Here is a 363-nt window from a genome sequence, read left to right as displayed (position 1 = left end):
ATGTATCTGTCTTTGGAAGATTCATATGTTTTTCAAATATAGCTTTCACAATAAAGTATTCACCATAATCCATTAGTTCATAAGCTACTGCCTTATCAGGTGAGTTGTGTTTTTCATTGACTCTTGCATACAATTCATCCTTGTACTTATGAGACTGCACCTTGAATACAATGTCTTTCTGCGTACTTCGATAGGTCAACATATCAGTATCAACATTCAATTTGAAAAGGTTGTTTGAATACTTGCCCTGTCTTCTGCCTGGAATAAGCATTCTTCTTTGTCTTCTGTATCTAAAGGTTTCTAAATCACCATTTTTCAAGTTCTTTTTACCACCAAAACATACAGAAGGCATCTTTCTTTTAA

1 protein-coding gene is annotated in these 363 nt (G+C 33.6%); it reads right to left on the bottom strand.

Annotated features, from left to right (window positions below):
* The coding region (locus LJE08_RS13875; RefSeq protein WP_227403563.1) for a hypothetical protein at positions 1 to 352 on the bottom strand (352 nt) is incomplete at its 3' end.
* Positions 353 to 363 lie beyond the last annotated feature (11 nt).

The sequence above is a fragment of the Holdemanella sp. DFI.5.55 genome (genome assembly GCF_020593575.1).
Taxonomy (GTDB): Bacteria; Bacillota_I; Bacilli_A; order Erysipelotrichales; family Erysipelotrichaceae; genus Holdemanella; species Holdemanella hominis.
The sequence above is the reverse complement of the archived record's forward strand: the minus strand, read 5'-3'. Positions and strand labels throughout refer to the sequence as shown.